Genomic DNA, 17,980 nt, shown 5'->3' with positions numbered 1-17,980 from the left:
GTGCCGCACCGGGCTATTCAACTGAGTGACTATTTCAAACTGTGTCCTACAGCGGATTCTTCAGTGCTCGGCACATTTCCCACGACAGAAACTGATAGGGATGACGGCCAGCCGCGACCCGTCGCCATTACGCTGGACGCAGGTAAGCGGTATGAATCGCAAGTGTAGAAGGCGTGCGCGGAGGTGGAACGCAGAAGTGTTGCTGAATCAGACAGTGCGCAACGTTTGGCCGTTGCGCACTGCTGGCCAGTTACTGGCGGTAGGACTTGAGGAAGTTGCCGATACGGCCGATGGCCATTTCCAGATCGTCGACGCGGGGCAGGGTGACCACGCGGAAGTGATCCGGCCACGGCCAGTTGAAGGCCGTGCCTTGCACCACCAGCAGCTTCTCGGAGAGCAGCAGGTCGAGGACGAACTTCTCGTCGTTGTGGATCGGGCAGACCTTCGGATCGATTTTCGGGAATGCATACAGTGCGCCCATCGGCTTGACGCAGCTCACGCCCGGAATGTCGTTGAGCAATTCCCAGGTGCGGTTGCGCTGTTCCAGCAGACGACCCTGCGGCAGCACCAGATCGTTGATGCTCTGATAGCCGCCCAGTGCGGTCTGGATCGCGTGCTGGCTCGGCACGTTGGCGCACAGACGCATGTTGGCCAGCATGTCGATGCCTTCGATGTAGCTCTGCGCGTTGTGTTTCGGTCCGGAGATGGCAATCCAGCCGGAGCGGAAACCGGCCACACGGTAGGATTTCGACAGGCCGTTAAAGGTCAGGCAGAGCAGGTCCGGGGCCAGCGAAGCGGTGCAGATGTGCACGGCATCGTCGTACAGAATCTTGTCGTAGATCTCGTCGGAGAACACCACCAGGTTGTGTGCACGGGCGATTTCCAGCATGCCCAGCAACACTTCCTTCGAATACACCGCGCCGGTCGGGTTGTTCGGGTTGATGATCACCATGGCTTTGGTGTTCGGGGTGATCTTGGCCTTGATGTCGGCCAGATCCGGGAACCAGTCGGCGCCTTCGTCGCACAGGTAATGCACGGCGTTACCGCCGGCGAGGCTGACAGCGGCAGTCCACAGCGGATAGTCCGGGGCGGGCACCAGCACTTCGTCGCCGTTGTTAAGCAGCGCCTGCAGCGACATCACGATCAGTTCGGACACGCCGTTGCCCAGATAGATGTCTTCGATGCCGACACCTTCGACATTCTTCTGCTGGTAGTACTGCATCACCGCTTTACGCGCGCTGAACAGGCCTTTGGAGTCGCTGTAGCCTTGCGCGGTCGGCAGGTTGCGGATCACATCCTGAAGAATTTCGTCCGGCGCCTCGAAACCAAACGGCGCCGGGTTGCCGATGTTCAGCTTGAGGATGCGCTGGCCTTCCTCTTCCAGTCGTTTGGCGTGCTTGAGCACCGGACCGCGAATGTCGTAGCAGACGTTGGCGAGCTTGTTCGATTTGCTGAACTGCATGGCGATGTGATCCCGAAAATGAACGATCCAGGCGGCGAATGGACAACCGTGCTGGGATTCCTGTGTTTTTACACAGGCGGACGTCTTGAGCCGTGGCTCCCATAATCCGTTTGAATGCGCCCGGTCTGGCTGCCAGACTGGTGCGTGACGAGGCGCAATCATACGTGCCGCCCGATCCGTGGAAAAGGTACAGATCGGGCTTTTTCAGCCGCTGAGGTGTGATGATGGAAAAGTTGGAAAAAACCCTGGAAGAATGGCGGGCGATGCTTGACCCCGAGCAATACAACGTTTGTCGTCTGAGTGCGACCGAGCGGCCGTTCTCCGGCAAATATAACGACACCAAGACCGACGGGGTCTATCACTGCGTCTGCTGCAATGAGCCGCTGTTCGATTCCAAGACCAAATTCGATTCCGGCTGCGGCTGGCCGAGCTTCTACGCGCCGATTGGCGAAAGCGCGATGACCGAAATCCGTGACATCAGCCACGGCATGATCCGCACGGAAGTGAAGTGCGCGCGCTGCGATGCGCATCTGGGTCATGTATTCCCCGACGGCCCGCCGCCGACCGGCCTGCGTTATTGCATCAACTCGGTGTGCCTGAACCTCGAACCGCGCGCATAAACGATCGAAGGCGACCTTTGGGTCGCCTTGTTATTCGATAATTAAATTGCACACAATTTAATTGCTCGCTATGTTTGGCCTTTCCCGACTGCCTACGGAGCCCGTCCCATGAGCGACAACCTGCTGAACATCCCCTGCACCACGATCAAAGGTGAGCAAAAGACCCTGGCCGATTTCGCCGGCAAGGCGGTATTGGTGGTCAACACCGCGAGCAAATGTGGTTTCACCCCGCAATACAAAGGTCTCGAAGAACTGTGGCAGACCTACAAGGACCAGGGCCTGGTGGTTCTGGGCTTTCCGTGCAATCAGTTTGGCAAGCAAGAGCCGGGTAACGAAGGGGCGATCAGCGAGTTCTGCGAGCTGAACTTCGGTGTCAGCTTTCCGCTGTTCAAGAAGATCGAAGTCAACGGCGCCGGCGCTCATCCGCTGTTCGTACAGTTGAAGAAACGCGCGCCGGGTGTACTCGGTTCTCAAGGTATCAAGTGGAACTTCACCAAATTCCTCATCGGCAAGGACGGCCAGTTGGTCAAGCGCTTCGCCCCGGCGACCAAGCCGCAGGACTTGAGCCGCGAGATCGAAGCCCTGCTCAAATGAACAGCCTGCCGGTCGATTCGCTGAAGCTCGACAACCAGTTGTGCTTCAAGCTGTACGCCGCCTCTCGGGCGGTGATTCGTGCCTACAAACCGATGCTCGATCAGCTCGGCCTGACGTACCCGCAATATCTGGCGATGCTGGTGCTGTGGGAATGGCAGGACGCCGCGCCGGAGCAACCGACCGTCAAGGCCTTGGGCGAACGCCTGGCGCTGGACTCGGGCACGCTGACGCCGTTGCTCAAGCGTCTGGAGCAGTTGCAATGGGTGCAGCGCCAGCGTTCGACGCGCGACGAGCGGGAAGTCCATCTGAGCCTGACGCCCGCAGGGCAAGCGCTGCGCGAGCAGGTCGGGCCGCTCAAGGCCCGACTCTTGTGCGACAGCGGTGTCGATCTGGACCGCCTCAATGACTTGCGTGATGGCCTCGATCACTTGCTGGGGCAGATCAAAGCGCTGTCGTAGTCGGGATCCACTGATCAAGCAGTGCCGCCAGTTCTTCGCGGCGGAACGGCTTGGCCAGATAGTCGCTCATGCCTGCCGCGCGGCAGCGTTCGCGTTCCTCGGACATCGCGTTGGCGGTCAGGGCGACGATAGGCAGGTTCGGCCAGCGCCCGCTCTGGCGGATCTGCCGGCTGGCTTCGTAGCCGTCCATGACGGGCATGTTGCAGTCCATCAGCACCAGATCGAATTCGTGATACTCCAACTGATCCAGCGCTTCGGCACCGTGGGCAGCGACGATGACTTCGCAGCCCAGTTTGCCCAGCATGCCTTTGGCCACCAGTTGATTGACCGGATTGTCCTCGACCAGCAACACCCGTCCGCGCCGCACCGAGGGCGATGTTTCAAGTTGCGCATCATTGATGGCGACCACGTCCGGTTGCAGCGTGCGCCGCAGGTTCTGGTAAAGCGCGTTACGCGCCAGCGGTCGCGCCTGTTGTTGCAAAGGCGCGAGTGCGGCGGCTTCTTCGCTCGGCAGGAAGCTGCCGTAGGCGGTCACCAGCAAAATCGGCGCAACGAGCGTCGGGCGCAGGCCGAACAGGCACTCAGGGCAATCGGTGATCACCACATCCGGGGTCAGGCCCAGCAGTGAGTCATCAATGGTGCGCTGTTCATACGCCAGTCCCCAGACTGGCAGCAGGCTCTGCAACAGTTCCGCCAGACCGCTGCTGGCGGCGGTGATGGCAAGGATTTTCCCGTGCAGCGGCGCCGGGGCCAGTGCGCGGGTATGACAGGGCAGCGGTAGCTCGGCGCAGAACTGACTGCCGAACCCGGTCTCGGAACTGATGGTCAGGCGCCCCTGCATCGCTTCGCAGAGGTTGTACGTCAGCGCCAGTCCCAGCCCGGTCCCACCGTACTGTCGGGTGATGCCGGCGCCCGCCTGGGTGAACGGCTGGAAGATCTTCAGCTGCGCGTCCTGGGCGATACCGATGCCGGTGTCGCAGACCTCGATGCGCACGCCATCCTTATAGGTCGACAAGCGCACATCGACCCGGCCGAAGCGAGTGAATTTCAGCGCGTTGGACAGCAGATTGCTGACGATCTGCCGAACGCGGGTCGGATCGCCCAGCACCAGTGCCGGGAAGTGCGGGTCGATCAGGCAGGTCAGTTCGACGCTCGGCGCGGCATTCTGCGACAGCAGGTTGGCGGTGTCTTCGATCAACGAGCCAAGATCGAACGGGATGTGCTCGAGTTCCAGTTGCCCGGCATCGAATTTCGACAGGTCGAGAATGTCGTTGAGCAACTCGACCAGCACCTTGCCCGAATCGTGGGCGATCGACAGCTGTTGCTGCTGTTCGGCATTCAACGGGCCGTCGAGTGACAGCGCGATCATCCCCAGCAGGCCGTTGAGCGGCGTACGGATCTCATGGCTCATGTTGGCGAGGAACGCCGAGCGGGCCTCGGCCATTTCCAGCGCGGTGCTGCGGGCGACTTCGAGTTCCTGATTGGACTGGCTGAGCCGCGCGTTGATTGCCTTCAGTTCGGCGGTGCGCGCCGAGACGATGTTTTCCAGTTGCCCGAGGTAGTCGGTCAGGCGATTTTCGGCGTTGCGCCGCTGCTGGATCTCGGTGGCAATGTTCTCGAATTGCTGATTGGCGACTTTGACCAGCACGCCGATTTCATCGTTGCCGTGGCCGGACGGGCATTCCAGCGTGGTCGGCTCGGCGCTGCGCGGGTCGCGCCCGCTGAGTTCGCGGATCACCCTCACCAACGGTTTGGTCAGCATCACATAGAACAGCGCCAACAGGAGGCCGGTGAGAATCAGGCTGCGGGCGAAGCCATTGAGCAGAGTGACTTCCGCCCGGCGCAGGAAACGGCTGCCGAAGGCGTAGGTGTCGACTTCAAGGCTCAACACCCCCAGCGATTCGTTGGGCAGATGATCCAGATACAGACGATCCTCGAACTGGCGCTTGGCGCCAAACAGGAAGTCGCTGATCACCCGATAGCCACTTTGCAGTTCCGGGCGTTTGACGCTGGCCAGCACCGTATTGTTGTTGTCGATCAGCTGCGCAGAAATGATCGCCGGTGAGCGCAGCAGGCCCAAGGTCAGTTCCTGCGCCAGTTCGGCGTCGATGTTGTAAGCAATCCGTGAGGCCGGGTTATGGCTGATTTCCAGCAAAGACAGGATTTCACGGTTGATGGAGGCGTCTTCACTGGCATAATCGATGCCGATTTGCAGCAGGCTGAGCAGCGTGCCCAGAATGAACCCGACCAGCACAGTAAGCCTGGCTTGCTTGTAAGACAGCCGGTGGGTGAATTTGATATCCATGGGGTGTTGAACCACTTCCGTTTCCCTTCGCTGCTCAAGCATAGTCGATCATGTATGGATACCGAGGTTCCCGAATCGCCTTGTAACAAGGCTTGGTAGGGTGATTTTCATCTGTGCGTCGTCGCAGCAATCGCCATCATCACTGTGAACGTGCCCGAGGAGAAGACGTGGATTCCCGATTGAATGCTTTTCTTGAACGCGCCGAGTCGGTTCTGGCGCGGATCGAACCATTGTTGCCGGCACCACGGCCGGTGATCGACTGGGGCACTTGTCTGGCGGCGCGCTGGCAGCGCGACGGGCGCACTGGCTATCTGTCGCCGCTGGAAGTCAGCCTCGACATGCGCCTGTCCGACCTGATCGGTGTGGACCGTCAGCTTGAACAACTGGGGCGCAATACCCAACAATTTCTTGATGGCATGCCGGCCAACCACGCCTTGCTCTGGGGCTCGCGCGGCACCGGCAAATCGTCGCTGGTGCGGGCCTTGCTGGCGGAACACGCCGCCGCCGGCCTGCGCCTGATCGAGATCGAGCGCGATCACTTGGCGGATTTGCCACGCGTGGTCGAGCAGATCGGCAAGCTGCCACAACGCTTCGTGCTGTTCTGCGATGACTTGTCGTTCGAATCCGGTGAAGGCGATTATCGCGTGCTCAAAAGCGTGCTCGACGGCTCGCTTGAGCAGGCGCCGGACAACGTTTTGCTGTACGCCACTTCCAACCGTCGCCACCTGGTGCCGGAGAAGGAAAGCGATAACGAAAACTGGAAACGCGTCGACGGCGAACTGCATCCCAGCGAAGCCGTTGAAGACAAGATCGCGCTGTCGGACCGTTTCGGTCTGTGGCTGTCGTTCTACCCGTTTACCCAAGAACACTTCCTCAACGTCGTCGAGCACTGGATCGGCCAGTTGGCCGCCAAGGCCGGCCTGAGCTGGCAGCGCGACGAAGCACTGGACATCCTTGCCGTGCGTTGGGCCACCGGCCGCGGTAATCGCAACGGACGTTGCGCGTACCAATTCGCCCGTTACTGGGTGGGACTGAAATTGTTGGAGCACAAGGCATGATTGATTTGCAACAAAGCGGCCAGGGCCTCGAAGGCTATGGCATGTTGGCCGCGCAACTGGAATCGCTGCTGGCGGATGAGCGCGACTTCATTGCCAACGCCGCGCAGTTTTCGGCGTTCCTGTACAACCAGCTCGATGACTTGAACTGGGCGGGTTTTTACCTCAACCGAAACGAAGAGCTGGTGCTGGGCCCGTTCCAGGGCCAGATCGCTTGCGTGCGCATTCCCTTCGGTCGTGGCGTGTGCGGTGCGGCGGCGGCCACTTTGCAAACCCAGCGCGTTGAAGACGTACATGCGTTCCCGGGGCATATCGCCTGCGACAGCGCCTCGAACAGTGAGCTGGTCGTGCCGCTGGTCAAGGAGGGGCGCCTGATCGGTGTCCTCGACCTCGACAGCCCGAAACTGTCGCGTTTTACCGCGCAGGATCAGGCCGGCATCGAGCAACTGGCGGCGATTTTCCTGCGTCTGACCGACTGCTGATCACGCGGTGAGGCCAGCCTTGTGCAACAGGCTGGCCGGATCCACGCTGTCGATCTGCCCGGGATCGAGAAAGCGCACGGCGTACTGCATGTACACGCCTTCGTTGATGAACAAGCCAAACAGCTGGGCATCGATGTGCGCCTCGCGGCACATGGTCGCCATGATCGCCAACGCTTCATTCAAGGTTTTGGCTTTCTTGTATGGGCGATCGGCTGCGGTCAGCGCCTCGAAGATATCGGCAATCGCCATCATCCGCGCCGGCAGGCTCATTTCTTCACGCTTCAAGCGTTTCGGATAACCGGTGCCGTCCATTTTTTCATGATGACCGCCGGCGATTTCGGCAATGCTGTCGAGGTGGCCGGGGAAGGGCAGGTGGCTGAGCATCATGATCGTCTGCACCATGTGGTGATTGATCACGTAACGCTCTTCGCGGGTCAGGGTGCCACGGTTGATACTCAGATTGTACAGCTCGCCGCGATTGTATTTGTAGCGCGGCACATCCAGCTTGAAGCCCCACGGATTGTCTTCGGGAATCAACTCGTTCGGGTCGCGTTCGAGCAGGTGCTCGGGTTTGTCGGCCAAAAGATTTTCACTGACCGGCAAACCCGCTGCCGGCGTGCGCGACTGACGCCGATTCTCTTCCCATGACACGCCCAGTCGGTCATCAAGGGTGCGCATCCAGGTGCGCCCGGCGAGGTGATCAAGGCGTTGCAGATCTGCTTCGGCCATGGCCTCGCTGCCCAGGTTGCAGCGCGCGACAAACGCAAAATCGTCGTCGAGCGCCGCCAGTGTGGTGTCGCGCAGCTCGGCCAGCGCGGCCTCGTCGCCGCCCAAGGCCCGCGCCTGCCAGTAACTGATCCAGGCATCACGCTTGAGCACTTCGAAACGGGTGCGGATCTCATGAATACGGTCGTTGATGGTTTCCAGTTTGGTGGCTTTGTCGACCACGTATTCCGGTGTTGTGACCTTGCCGCAGTCGTGCAGCCACGCGGCAATGTGCAGGGCTTCCCATTCATCCTCGCTCGGTTGATAGGCGCTGAAGGCGGGTGCCTGGCTGGCCGCCGCAGCCTGGGCGAGCATCAGCGTCAGTTCTGGCACGCGCTGACAATGCCCGCCGGTGTAAGGGCTTTTGGCGTCGATAGCGCCGGCGAGCAATTGAATGAAAGCGTCGAGCAGTTGTTTCTGGCGGGCTTGCAGGCGCTGACTCTCGATGCTCACCGCCGCAGCGCCGGACACAGCCTGGAGGAAAGCGATGCGGTCGGGGCGAAGTTTTTCCAGGTCGGCTTCGGCGCCGCTGTCGTTGACCAGCAGAATCAGCAGACCGATGGTTTCGTCGTGGCGATTGTGCAGGCGGATACCGATGAGATGGATGCGTGGCGATTGCATCGCCAACAGAACCTTCTGCAGATCCCCGGCCTGATCGACGCCGAAGTTGCTGACCACGTTGTTGGTGCTGACCAATTGTTCGAACCACGCCGGCCCTTTGCTCTGTTGCAGGTCGTGGCCCTGAATGTCGAACGCTTCCAGGGCCTGAGAGGTACCATCGATCACCAATCCGTAAGGCTCCATGCGGCTGCTGTCGCTTTCACGCAGATAGATCAGCCCTGCCTGCGCCTGAGCGATCTGCACTGTTTCGAACAGCACCCGTTGCAGCAGCGGGGCGAAGCGGGTTTCGGCGCCGAGGGTATCGGTGATCCGGAAGAAACTCGCCAGGGTGTCCTTCATTCGCGCCATCGACACGCTCAACTGATCGACCTCAAGCACCGGCGAGCGGCGTGCCAGCGGAAAATTGAAATCGAAGCTGCGGATCGCGTCGGCTTCCTTGACCAGCGCATGCAGCGGCTTGACCAGAATTCGCGAAATCACCCAACCCAGCGGCAAACACAGCAACAGGGTCGCGAGGGTGATCAGCGCGCCTTGCCAGCGCAGGCGGTAGGCATCGACCAGTAACTCGTCTTCCGGCACCAGCAGCGCCAACTGCAAACCTTTCGGGCCGCCCTCCTGGAGGGTGCTGCGGGCGACGATCCACTGGCGACCCTCTGCTTCCAGGCGATTGCCTGTGGCGGCGCCGGACAACAGTGTATGCAAGCCCGGACTCAGGTCCGCCGCTTTGGCCAGAGAGGCCGTGCTGCCGTCGACGATCAGGCGCTGGCTGTCGGGGTAAGCCACGGCGTTGCCGTCGGCATCGAACAGGGCAATCTCGGTGGACGGGGTGACCATATGTTTACTCAGCGCGGCGGACAGGGCGACCAGCGTCAGGTCAGCGGCGATAACGGCGTTTTCGCCACTGCGTCGGGCCAGGGTCGTACCAACGTTGTGCGTGGAGAAAAACACGTAGGGTTCGGTGGTGATCTGCTCGTTTTGCTGGCGTGCATTGCTAAACCAGGCACGGCTGCGCGGATCGTAGTTATCGTCGGGGTTGTCCAGCCGGCTGATCGGCTTCAGTGCCTGATCGAAGAACAGCGATTGCGAGCGCACCGCGCCCTGCGGATCATGTTCGATACTCCAGACCTGATACGCCGCCGCTTCAGGGGCCTTGAGCAGCGTCTTCAGCGCAGCACTGCGCAGCGGACGCACCATGAAGAAGTCGCCATTGGCGTAACCCAGGTACAGCGACGCGAGGTTGGGATTGTCGGTGAGCGACCGGCTGAACGGTCGGAGCAGGGGCAAGCGTTGTTCAAGGCGCGTGGCCTGAGTGGCGGGGTTGTCCGCCAGCAAACTCAGCAGGTGACGGATCGGCTGATAGGTGGCCGACATGTCCAGCCGCACGTCCTGTTCGATCCGCTCGAACAGCTTTTCGCTGCTCGATAGGATGATCTGCGTGGTCTGGTGGTAATTGAACAGCCCCAGCACGACGCCGGTGAGCAGCAACAGAAACGTGAACATGACGCTGATGTGCACATGCAGCGGCAACCGGCGTTGCTCCGGGCGCAGTGGGCTGGGCATTTCTGGCTCTCCATGATGGTTAACTCACTGCTCAGCGCCAAGCATAGTTAAGGCAAGCTCATTGTGCTTCGATCCGACACCGCCATTTGTTGCTGCAAGGCTTGCTCCAGATCGAGCATCGCCCGGTTGCTCGCCTCACAACGGCGAGCGATCTCGTCTGTCGACATGGCCTCGGCGCAGGCTTGCTCAAGGGCGTCGCAACACTCGATCACGCGTGACGCCTGAGCGATACGCGCCGCCCCCTTGATCTTGTGAGCGACCACCGCCAGCGCCCCGCGATCCTGTTCGGGCGACAGCGCGAGCAGTTCCTGGCGGTCGAGACGGCTGCTTTTGAGCAACTCGGCCAGCAGGCGACGAGCCTGTGCAGGATTGCCACCGGTCAGCATGTTCATGTTCTGCAGATTGAAGACCGGTGGCGCTGACGTCGGCGTGATGCCATCGACCCACTGGCTGAGCAGGCTCAGACTCAGGGGCTTGAACAGACAATCGTTCATGCCGGATTGTTTGCAGCGCTGGATTTCCTCCGGCTGCGCATTGGCCGTGAAGCCCAGTACGGTGCAGGGCGGGCAGCGCGCCTGCAGTTCATGCTGGCGAATGGCACGGGTCAGTTCATAGCCATTCATCAACGGCATGTTGCAGTCGACAATCACCAGATCGAAATGGCCGGCCTTCCACACCTCGAGGCCGCTGCAGCCGTTCTCGGCGATGCTGAAGTGATGACCGAGAAACTCCAGTTGCTGGCACATCAACAAGCGATTCGCCGGATGGTCATCCACCACCAGTACACGCAGGGGTGTCTGCGTGGTCCTGATCACCGGTTCACTTTTGGCCGTGCTCGGTTGAATCGGCAGGGTTTCCAGCGCCAGGGAAACGCAGACCTGAGTGCCGATGCCCGGCTGGCTGCTCAATTGCAGTTGCCCGCCCATCATTTCGCACAGGTTGCGGCTGATCACCAGCCCCAGGCCCGCGCCGCTTCTGCCTTGTTGACTGCTGTTTTCCGCCTGGGCAAACGGTTCGAACAAACGTTGCTGATCCTCGGCACTGATACCGAGGCCGCTGTCCTGTACGGTCAGTTGCATCAGGGCGCGGGCGGGGAGATCGGTGTTCATGAGGTCGAGGGTGATCCGCACATGCCCTTGTTCGGTGAATTTGATCGCATTGCTGACCAGATTCGACAGCACCTGCTTGAAACGCAGGGGGTCCAGATGCACATCGACCGCCAGATCCGGCGGATTGAAGATGACTTGCAGGGTGAGGTTTTTCTGCCGGGCGAGGCCATCGAAAATTCTTGCCACAGATGTCACGGTGTCGACCAGATTGACCCGTTCCGGGCAAAGACTGAGGCGCCCGGATTCGATCCGCGCGATGTCGAGAATATCGCCGATCAAACCCAGCAGATCCTTGGCCGAATGATAGGCGGTGTCGATCGATGAGCGATCCGGATGGTGTTGATCCATGCGTTTGAGCGTCAGTTCGAGCATGCCGATCACGGCATTCATCGGCGTACGGATTTCGTGACTCATGGTCGCCAGAAAGGTGCTTTTCGCCCGATTGGCTTCATCGGCCTGCTCTTTGGCCGTGCGCAGTTCATCGAACAACTGCCGGCGTTCGCTGATGTCGATCCAGCCGCCAATGATGCCTTTCACGTCGCCGCTGGAGTCGCGGTACGGCAATATCCAGTGATAGATCGTCAGGCGTCGGTTGCCGATGTGCAAAGGCCGGTCGACCACCATCGGTGTGCCTTCAGCGACCACTCGCTGGTAATCGGCCTGAAAAGCCTGAGCCTCGAAGGCGTTGCTCAGGGTGCCCTCAATGACGCTTTTGCCGATGACGTCTTCGCGTTTGGCATTGAACGCTTCGAGATAGCTTTCATTGCAACTTTGCAAAAGCCCCTGGCGGTCGCGCACATAAATCGGATGCGGTGTGCCGTCGACCAATGAACGCATGAATTCGAACTGGTCGTTCAGCGCGCGTTCGGCGGCCTGGCGTTGTTTGATCTGGTGGCGCATGTAGGCATTCCAGGCCAATAGCAGCAGCAGTAACAGGCACGCGCCGATGATCACCTGGTAGAACAGACGCTGGTAGTTGTGCCAGATGTTCTGAGATGTCGTGGAGTAACCGCGCCAGCGGCCATTGATCACGCCCAGTTCATCAGGGGCGATGCTCAACAATGCCTTGTTGATGATCGACGCCAGTTCCGTGCTGTCCCGGGCCGTCGCCAGCGAGAACGCCGCCTGGCCCGTGCCGATGGTGGTGGTGATCTGCAGCGCCTGATTAAAGATCCGCGAAGAAATGAAGTAGTTGGCAATCACCAGCGAGTTCACCGCACCGTCGACATGGCCTTCGGCGAGCAGCGACACCGCGCTGAAGGTATCCGCCGTTTCGATCAACTGGATGCGCGGATACTCTCGGCGCAGGTATTCAACCATCGGATTGCCTTGGGCAATCGCCAGTTGTTTGCCTTTGAGCTGGCCCAGATAGGTCGGACCGTCGGCGCTTTTGCGAGTCAGCAGAACGTAGGAGTTTTCCAGATAGGGACGACTGAAGTTGAGAGCTTTTTCGCGCTCCGCCGTTGGCAGCAGTGCGGCGATCAGATCGGCTTGATGGCGGTCTATCTGCTGGATCATTTCCGCGTCGTTGCGGCTGCGCCTGATCTCGAAACGCAGACCGGTGCGCAGGCGTATCAGTTCGAGCAGGTCGGCACTGATACCGCGAAAATTGCCGTCATTGTCAAAGAACGTCAGCGGCGCGAACGCTTCATTCACCACCACACTGATGACGGGATGCTGTTTGAGCCACGCTTCTTCGCGCTGGGTCAGTTGCAGTTTCTGGTCGGTAAGCAGCAGGTCACTGCCAGCGCCCCAGCGCTTGGCAATATTGTCGCGCTCACTGGCCGGCACAGCGTTGAGCACAATGTCGATGATGGCCAACAGTTGCGGGTTGTTGCGGCGCACGGCGAAGCTGAATCCCTGAGCCTCCTGCTTGCCGAAGTTGGCCATGCGCACATTGTTCAAATAACCCTTATTGATCATGTAGTGAGTTGAAAGGGTGTCGCCAAGGAATACATCGGCCTGGTCGAACGCTACGGCGTTGATCGCATTCTGGTAGGAGGGGTAGCAGGTAATGAGCGCTTTGGGATACAGCGCCTTGACTTCGGGTATTGGCAAATAGTGATAGACCATGCTCAGCCGCAGGCCCGCCAGGCCTTCGGTGAGTGAGCGGGTTTCGTCTTCGCGAGTGACCAGCACCGGCAGGTCAATGGCATAGGGGGTCGACAGCGCGAGGTTGGCATTGCCCGCTTCGAAGCCGTTCGCGGTACCGAGCAGGTCGATCTGGCCATCGACCAGTGCGCGAATGGCAGCATCCCGAGAGGGGAATCGCTGCACCCGGATCGGCAATCCGGTGGCCTGGCCGAGGAGCCCGGCGTAGTCGGCCGTCAGACCTTCGTAATCCTTGCCACTGGCCGTCATGTCAAAAGGCGGGTAGTCGGGCGCGGAGGTACCCAGAACCAGTTCGTTGCGTTCAAGCAACCATTGCCGTTGGGAGTGTTCAAGCGTGACCGGCACCGGTTCGTTCGCCGACCGGCTGAGCAAGGCATAGTCCGATGATGCGCCGGGCATGGCGAACACGTTGGTGCTCAGGCAAATGCCTGCACTCAACGCAATTAAATAGTCCTTTAAACGGCTGGGCATGCGGGCTCTCACACGAGTGCGTTTCGTTTGGCCATCTCGATAAGTTCTACAAGGGATTTGGCCTTGAGTTTTTGCATCAGGCGTTTTTTGTAAGTGCTGACGGTTTTATTGCTCAGAAACATGCCCTTGGCGATTTCCTTGTTAGTGCGACCCTGGGCGAACAGTTGCAGGACCATTAACTCGCGATCATTGACGGATTTGAACAATTCAAGTTCGGCAAAACGAATGTCGTCACTGCGTACCGGGTTTAATGCCTGACTGGGGAAATAGTTGTAACCGGAAAGTACCGCTTTGATCGCACTGACCAGTTCGCTCAAGTCTTCCTGTTTACAGACATAACCCGATGCGCCGGATTGCATGCAGCGAATGCCGAACAGCGTTGGACACTGTGCCGTCAGAATCAGGATTTTCAGCGGGGAACCCATGGCGTTGAAGCGGGCCAGTACTTCCAGGCCATCCAGCTTGGGAATGCTTACATCGAGGATGACCAGGTCGGGCATGCATTCGCGCACCATTTGCATGGCATCGACGCCGTTATCGGTTTCGCCGACGACCTTGTAACCTTCATGCTCCAGCAGCATTCGAACGGCGAGACGGATGACCGGGTGATCGTCGACAATAAAAACGGAGTTCATAATCAAATCCCATGCAAGCACGAATAAAGCGCGCACCTTAGCTCAGTTGAATGAGCACTCGCATGAAGTGACATGGCTTCAGTCACGTTATCGGATTATTCCTACAAGTAATGAAGAAACGGACTACGGCCTAACTAGGTTTGACGTAAGGAAGTACAGGATTTGAACGGGCTTATAGTTTGCCTTGATTGATTTGCAAGTGCGGGCTGTCAATGGCTTTTTATAGATGTTTAAAGTTGCTGAATACTCGGTTGGCGAGAATGAGTGCAATGCCTGCGAGCGACCAATGTCAATAGCCGCTCGCGTGCAATGGATCAGTGACTGGAGCGACCGGTCATTTCCAGCGCCATATCGCTGGCGTAACTGTCGGTCATGCCGGCAATAAAGTCGATCATGCGCAGAAACGATGTGTGCAGCGAACCCTGCGGATCCGGTGCGTTGCTGCCCAGCAAATCGAGAATGCGCCGGCTTTTGAACGAAGGCGTACGACCGTTGTGTTGTTCCAGCGCCGCGCCGCAAAACGAATTGAGCAGAATCTCCAATGTCGTGTAGGCGCCGATTTCATGCAGGGTTTTGCGTTTGTCCTGAAAGATTTTCTTGCGGGCGATGTCCTTGGCATTCAACACGCAACGCTTGGCCGGGCCGTGCATGTGCTCGACCAGATCGCCGTGCAGTGTGCCAGCGAGCAGTGCGTCTTGTTGTTCGACAAAGGCCCGCGCCGCAGCGTTGGTCAAATGCTCGATGGCCTTGCCGCGCAGGATCGCCAGTTTGCGTCGCCGCGAATCCTGCGGGCCGAGCTGACGATAGGTTTCCGGCAGATCATCGCCCACCAGCCCGAGCAGCAATGATTCGACTTCGGCGTATTCCAGCAGCTCCATCTCGAGGCCGTCTTCCAGATCGATCAGCGCGTAGCAGATGTCGTCGGCGGCCTCCATCAGGTACACCAGCGGATGCCGTGCCCAGCGTTGGTCTTCGATTTGCGGCAGGCCCAGTTTGTGGGCGATTTGCTCAAGCAGCGGCAGCTCGCTCTGGTAGCAGCCGAATTTGTGTTTCTTGTAGCCAAGCGAATCGGCGTGGCGCGCGGTCCACGGGTATTTCAGGTAAGTGCCGAGGGTGGCGTAGGTCAGCCGTGTGCCGCCGTCGAACTGGTGGTACTCCAGCTGAGTGAGCACGCGGAAGCCTTGGGCGTTGCCTTCGAAGTTGAGGAAGTCACCGCGTTCGGCGTCGCTCATGCCGTCGAGCCAGCCACGTCCGGCGGCCTGCTGGAACCAGTGGCGAATGGCGTCTTCGCCGGAATGGCCGAACGGCGGATTACCGATGTCGTGGGCCAGACACGCCGATTGCACGACCATGCCGAGGTCGGCCGGGTCGCACCATTCGGGCAAGGCACTGCGCAGGGTTTCGCCTACCCGCATGCCCAGCGAACGGCCGACGCAACTGACTTCCAGCGAATGGGTCAGGCGCGTGTGTATGTGGTCGTTGCTGGTGACGGGGTGCACTTGAGTCTTGCGCCCGAGACGGCGGAAGGCGCCGGAGAAAATGATGCGGTCATGGTCTTTGTGGAAAGGGCTGCGGCCAAGTTCTTGCGGGCTGTGCAGCGGCTTGCCGAGGCGTTCGCGGTTGAGCAGGGTGTGCCAATCCAAGGCTGATTCTCTCCGTCAGGTGACTGGGGGCGTTGACCGCTAGCTTCCCGGTTCACGCCCGCCCCTGCAAGCGGAACTACAGCCCCGCCGCGTCGATGTCGATCAACAGCAAACGCTCGCCGTTGTCGAAAAACTGCCCGGCCGTCAGGCAGTACTGATTGCTGGTGGCATCGCGATAGGTATTGGAGAGCGTCAAACGCCGCTCCTCCCAGCCTTCGGCGAGCAAATGATAGAAATACGGGCGCCACGACCAGTTGTGCCCCAGATAACGATTGTCGGCGACCCAGCCATGCTGTCGCCATTCCAGATTGGGCGTCAGTTGCGTGCCGTGGCGATCGCATTGATAAAAACGCAGCAACCAGGGGAAGGCGTCCAGTTGCGGCAATGCGCTCAACGGTGCGTGTGCCTGAGCCCAGGCTTGCAGGATCGACATCAGTTCGGCGAGTTGCTGGCGCATTTGCATCAGCCGCCCGCGCTCCGCGAGTTTCTGTCGAACATAGCGCTGGCGCAGCTCGGCGAAGCGTTGCACAAAGGCGTCGGTGGGAAAGAACGCCTCTTGTGCCCGCGCGAACAGGAATCCCTGCACGTAGCGCGATCCGCATTCCAGAGCGAAATTCAATTGCGCTTCGGTCTCGACGCCTTCGGCAATGATCCAGCAGCCGGTCTTCTCGGCCATCTGCGCCAGGGCCTTGACCACGTCGCTGCTCGGCCCGCCCAGCGCTGCGGCCTGAAACAAACGCATGTCGAGTTTGAGAATGTCCGGTTGCAGCGCCAGCACACGGTCCAATTGCGAGTAGCCAGCACCAAAGTCGTCGATGGCGATTCTCGCTCCCGCCTGGCGATAACGTGCGACGACTTCCGCCAGACGTTGACCATTGCCGCCCAGTTCGGTGATCTCGAAAACAATGCGTTGCGGATCGATGTTGTAGCGCGCCAGCTGCTTGAGGCTGGGCAGGGCCTGATCGGCGCGCAGACGACTGATCCAGCGCGGCGACATGTTCAGGCTGAGAAACCAGTCTGCCGGCGCTTCATGCAGGCGGCTCAAGGCGTTGTCGCGGATCTGCCGGTCGAGGCGGCGCAGGGCAATGGCGGGCGTACGCGGGTCGGCGAACAATGGCCCGACCGAACTCAGTTGGCCGTCGGCCTGGCGCAGGCGACCCAACGCTTCAACGCCTGCAATGCGTCCCGTGGCGGTATCGATGAAAGGTTGAAAGCAGGCGAGCGGTTGCCCGTCGATCACGGGGCCTCCTTAGTCGTTCTTGTTCTGATTGAACCCCGTCGACCGGGTAGGCGCACGGGATTGAACCTCCGGATAAAGAGGTTCATCCCGCCGGTATTGCAAGAATGTAGCCAGATGTATCTGTTCAGCGTTTGGCCGAACTTTGCATGACCAGTTTGATCAGCGGCCCGAGGCTGGTGCCGAGCCTGATCAAACGGCTAAAACCGCCGACGCCGCCGCTTTTCGCGCCTTTGCCAGTGATAAAGCCCAGTAGCGTAACGGCGGCCACGCCCCACAATGGCGCGTGTTTGATGCCGAAGCCACCTTGCAGGTTTTGCGTCATGCCGCGCACGCGATGCAGAGGTTGCAGCACTTGCCCGGCTTCATGACGGATTTCCTGGCGGTGCATTTCCATGCGCAGACGGATCAACGCCTTGCGCATTTCCCGACGCGAGCTGTTGTGTGGCAGTTCAGGCAGGCTCATGGCAGCAGGCGCTCCCGGTCGTTGGCCAGCTCTTCGAGCGTGCCGTGGAAAGGCGAGGACTCATCGAAGATCGCAGCCTTGAGACGCAGCCCGCAGAAGATCGAAGCCAGGGTATAAAACACGCACAGGCCGATGATTGCGGCGAGACGGTAGGTGTCCCAGAACACGATCATCACCAATGTCGATAAACCCACCAGCAACAACAGGGCAAAGACCAGGGCCAGGCCTGCGAACAGCAGCAGGCTGACGGTACGTGATTTCTGCTCCTGCAATTCGATGCCGAACAATTCGACATGGCTGTGAAGCAGGCCGAGAACGGCGGCGCCCAAGCGTCGCGTGGAAGAGGCGGTGCCCGCTGTCGGGCCGGATTCACCGATCGACATAA

14 protein-coding genes are annotated in these 17,980 nt (G+C 59.9%); 5 read left to right on the top strand and 9 right to left on the bottom strand.

What is annotated here, in order from left to right:
* Window positions 1-250: 250 nt before the first annotated feature.
* On the bottom strand, window positions 251-1,462 hold the full coding sequence (locus ACWR1S_RS24445) for a pyridoxal phosphate-dependent aminotransferase (protein WP_007908620.1): 1,212 nt from the start codon (window positions 1,460-1,462) through the stop codon (window positions 251-253).
* 224 nt (window positions 1,463-1,686) lie between these two features.
* On the opposite strand from ACWR1S_RS24445, the gene msrB reads away from it, so the two are divergent.
* The 3 genes from msrB (at window position 1,687) to ACWR1S_RS24430 (ending at window position 3,134) form a co-directional block, all read left to right on the top strand.
* Window positions 1,687-2,082 (top strand): peptide-methionine (R)-S-oxide reductase MsrB, encoded by a 396-nt coding sequence (gene msrB / locus ACWR1S_RS24440; protein WP_123453001.1) that lies wholly within the window; start codon window positions 1,687-1,689, stop codon window positions 2,080-2,082.
* 108 nt (window positions 2,083-2,190) lie between these two features.
* Entirely contained in the window at window positions 2,191-2,676 is a 486-nt protein-coding gene (locus tag ACWR1S_RS24435; RefSeq protein ID WP_034155230.1) for a glutathione peroxidase, read from the top strand.
* Window positions 2,673-3,134 carry a MarR family winged helix-turn-helix transcriptional regulator gene (locus ACWR1S_RS24430; RefSeq protein WP_123452999.1) on the top strand — a complete coding sequence of 154 codons (462 nt, stop codon included), beginning with the start codon at window positions 2,673-2,675 and terminating at the stop codon, window positions 3,132-3,134. Before ACWR1S_RS24435 ends, ACWR1S_RS24430 begins: the two co-directional genes overlap by 4 nt.
* On the opposite strand, the gene ACWR1S_RS24425 is transcribed toward ACWR1S_RS24430, so the two are convergent.
* Window positions 3,118-5,439: a response regulator gene (locus tag ACWR1S_RS24425; RefSeq protein WP_454565285.1), complete on the bottom strand. Its 2,322-nt coding sequence runs from the start codon at window positions 5,437-5,439 to the stop codon at window positions 3,118-3,120. The genes ACWR1S_RS24430 and ACWR1S_RS24425 overlap by 17 nt on opposite strands.
* A gap of 167 nt (window positions 5,440-5,606) precedes the next feature.
* Between ACWR1S_RS24425 and ACWR1S_RS24420 the strand changes: the two genes are divergently transcribed.
* Together ACWR1S_RS24420 and ACWR1S_RS24415 are read left to right on the top strand one after the other, a co-directional pair.
* Window positions 5,607-6,497: an ATP-binding protein gene (locus tag ACWR1S_RS24420; RefSeq protein WP_454565284.1), complete on the top strand. Its 891-nt coding sequence runs from the start codon at window positions 5,607-5,609 to the stop codon at window positions 6,495-6,497.
* A complete protein-coding gene (locus tag ACWR1S_RS24415; RefSeq protein WP_454565283.1) occupies window positions 6,494-6,976 on the top strand; it encodes a GAF domain-containing protein in 483 nt (160 codons plus the stop codon). Before ACWR1S_RS24420 ends, ACWR1S_RS24415 begins: the two co-directional genes overlap by 4 nt.
* Here the strand turns inward: ACWR1S_RS24415 and ACWR1S_RS24410 are convergent, their stop codons facing one another.
* The 7 genes from ACWR1S_RS24410 to ACWR1S_RS24380 form a co-directional block, all read right to left on the bottom strand.
* Complete coding sequence (locus ACWR1S_RS24410) at window positions 6,977-9,922, bottom strand: HD domain-containing phosphohydrolase (RefSeq protein ID WP_454565282.1); 2,946 nt, start codon at window positions 9,920-9,922, stop codon at window positions 6,977-6,979.
* A 47-nt stretch (window positions 9,923-9,969) separates the two neighbouring features.
* Window positions 9,970-13,614, bottom strand: a complete 3,645-nt coding sequence (locus ACWR1S_RS24405; RefSeq protein ID WP_454565281.1) for a transporter substrate-binding domain-containing protein — start codon at window positions 13,612-13,614, stop codon at window positions 9,970-9,972.
* 8 nt (window positions 13,615-13,622) lie between these two features.
* Entirely contained in the window at window positions 13,623-14,249 is a 627-nt protein-coding gene (locus ACWR1S_RS24400; protein WP_007908640.1) for a response regulator transcription factor, read from the bottom strand.
* 314 nt (window positions 14,250-14,563) lie between these two features.
* Window positions 14,564-15,892 carry a deoxyguanosinetriphosphate triphosphohydrolase gene (locus ACWR1S_RS24395; protein ID WP_454565280.1) on the bottom strand — a complete coding sequence of 443 codons (1,329 nt, stop codon included), beginning with the start codon at window positions 15,890-15,892 and terminating at the stop codon, window positions 14,564-14,566.
* Between the two features lie 76 nt (window positions 15,893-15,968).
* A complete protein-coding gene (locus tag ACWR1S_RS24390; protein ID WP_454565279.1) occupies window positions 15,969-17,132 on the bottom strand; it encodes an EAL domain-containing protein in 1,164 nt (387 codons plus the stop codon).
* A gap of 124 nt (window positions 17,133-17,256) precedes the next feature.
* Window positions 17,257-17,595, bottom strand: a complete 339-nt coding sequence (locus ACWR1S_RS24385) for a hypothetical protein (protein WP_454565278.1) — start codon at window positions 17,593-17,595, stop codon at window positions 17,257-17,259.
* Window positions 17,592-17,978, bottom strand: coding sequence for a phage holin family protein (locus ACWR1S_RS24380; protein WP_016985474.1), 387 nt, complete (start codon window positions 17,976-17,978; stop codon window positions 17,592-17,594). Before ACWR1S_RS24380 ends, ACWR1S_RS24385 begins: the two co-directional genes overlap by 4 nt.
* Window positions 17,979-17,980: the final 2 nt, after the last annotated feature.

It is taken from the genome of Pseudomonas sp. AIG (genome assembly GCF_977020205.1).
This window is presented reverse-complemented; position numbering and strand designations above follow the sequence as displayed.